Raw genomic sequence first — 1733 nt, 5'->3', positions numbered from 1 at the left:
GACCCGAATCCGCAGGTAGTAGTGCGGTGTAGCGGCTGATACGACGACAGGTGTCCGTGCCGGTTTGAGATGATCGAGGTTCTCTACGCCTGATCGCTCTACCAGCAAGGACACCTGCCAGGTGAACAAGATATCGCGTCGCCGTACCGCCTTCCGTGCCCCCGGTAGGCGCTGGACCCGGCTGAACGCCCGGCTGGGCGGGGTGGACGGGTCGCTGACCGAGAACGGCGGGCTGATGCTGGTCGCGGAACTGGACCGGGCGTTGGGCGTCACCGCCGCGCTGGATACGGAGGTCGGCCCGGTCAAGGAACGCGAGCGGGGGTTGTCGGGCGGGGAGTTCGCACTGGCCATGGCCGCGGTGCAGCTGACCGGCGAGGACCACCTGGTCGGCTTCGACCGGCTGCGGGCGGATGTGGTCGCTGAGGGACTGCTGCCCGCGCCCGTCCCGCCGTCCACGACGGCCGCCACGCTCGCCGCCCGGTTCGACCAGACCAGGCGGGAGGGCGTCGAGCGGGCCTGCGCGCGGGTCACCGCCCGCGCGCTGGCCGCGCTCCCGGTCACCGAGCGGGCCCGGATCCTGGCCGGGCGGGTCACGATCGACCTGGACGCCAAGGACATCGAGGTCTACTCGACCCGCAAGGAACAGGTCGTCCGCTCCTACAAGGGCGAGGTGGCGGGGCGGGTGCACGCGGCGCACTGGGCCCAGGCCGGAACCGTCGTGGCCGCCGACCTCCTGGACGGCCGCTCGGACGGCCGCACCCACGCCCTGGGCCAGATCGACCGGGCGGTGGACGCCGTGCGCACGGCCGGAGCCACCGGTGCGGTCCTGTTCCAAGGCGATACGGGTTACTACGCCGGGAAGGTCGCCGAGAAGATCGCGGCCCGCGGATGCCTGTTCCGGCTCGGCGTCCCGCGCAGCCGGCCGTTGTGGCGGGCGGTCGCCGCCGTGCACGAGGACGACTGGATCGAGGCCCTGGACTACCCGAGCGCGCGGGTCGCCGTGCTGGCCTACGCTCCGCCCGGCTGGCCCGAGGGCACCCGCGTGATCGCCAGACGGGTGTGCTACGAGGCCGCCGAGCTGTCCGCGGATCCGCGCTCGCGTCGCTCGCGCACCGTCGGCAGGGACCAGCTCGCCCTGGTCCTGGAGGGTCTGGAGCAACAGGCATACGCCTACTCGTTCTTCGTCACCAACGAGGAGCTGGACCTGGACGAGGAGGTCGCGGCGGCGGAATGGGAGTTCCGCCGCCGCACCCGGATTGAGGAACTGTTCCGCGACACCGCCCACGGCGCCGGCCTCAACCACCTGCCCTCCGGCTCCCACGCGGTCAACAGCATGTGGACGTGGGGCGCGCTGCTGGCCTACAACCTCACCGCATGGCTGCAGATGCTCGCCCCCATCGGCCAGGCCCGCCGCCGCATCGCCACCGTGCGGCGCCTGCTGATCCACCGCGCCGCCCGCTGGACGGTCACCGCCCGCCGCCACGAACTCCGCTTCACTGCCGCGGCCAGTGAGCTGATCGCCAACACGCTGGCCCGGATCCGTGCCCACCGGCACCTTTCAGTAGCCTGACCGATTGCCCCGACCGGGCCCGAACCACCCGACACCGCCCTGGAAAGCCGCCCACCCGCGCGACAGCCGGGCCACCGGCCTACCCGGCCACACCACAACGGCGCCAACGGCCAGCACAGAGATCAACTGACTGGCCGCCGGCCACTACCTGCGGATTCGGGTC

1 protein-coding gene is annotated in these 1733 nt (G+C 72.2%); it reads left to right on the top strand.

The annotated features are described in order from the left end of the window. The first annotated feature begins 121 nt into the window (after positions 1-121). Positions 122-1570 (top strand): IS1380 family transposase, encoded by a 1449-nt coding sequence (locus AB0E96_RS40920; RefSeq protein WP_359831899.1) that lies wholly within the window; start codon positions 122-124, stop codon positions 1568-1570. Positions 1571-1733 lie beyond the last annotated feature (163 nt).

It is taken from the genome of Kitasatospora sp. NPDC036755 (genome assembly GCF_040636595.1).
Lineage (GTDB): Bacteria > Actinomycetota > Actinomycetes > Streptomycetales > Streptomycetaceae > Kitasatospora.
Note: the sequence above shows the minus strand (reverse complement) of the source record. Positions and strands in the feature narration are given on the sequence as shown.